This is a genomic window from Kluyvera chengduensis, from assembly GCF_044197065.1.
Taxonomy (GTDB): domain Bacteria; phylum Pseudomonadota; class Gammaproteobacteria; order Enterobacterales; family Enterobacteriaceae; genus Kluyvera; species Kluyvera ascorbata_C.
On record NZ_JBIQOI010000033.1, the window covers coordinates 1 to 370 of the forward strand.

Consider the following 370-nt stretch of genomic DNA (forward strand, 5'->3'; position numbering starts at 1 on the left):
GCTCAACTTCGGAACCGGTCGCAATCAGGATGATCTGCGGCTGGCCATCGCTGTCTTTCAGCACGTAACCACCACGCGCCACGTTCGCCAGCTGCGCTTCGGTACGGTCCTGTTGCGCCAGGTTCTGACGGGAGAGGATCAGCGCGGTTGGGCCGTCGTGACGCTCTACGCCGTATTTCCACGCAATCGCGGATTCAACCTGGTCACATGGGCGCCAGGTGCTCATGTTCGGGGTCACGCGCAGGGAGGCAATCTGCTCTACCGGCTGGTGAGTCGGGCCATCTTCGCCCAGACCGATAGAGTCGTGGGTGTAGACCATCACCTGGCGTTTCTTCATCAGCGCCGCCATACGCACCGCGTTACGGGCATA

Annotated in this window: 1 pseudogene; it reads right to left on the minus strand. The window is 61.6% G+C overall.

The features are described 5' to 3' along the window. Nucleotides 1–370 (minus strand): annotated as a pseudogene (locus ACH1XZ_RS23235) (transketolase); the annotation flags it as partial.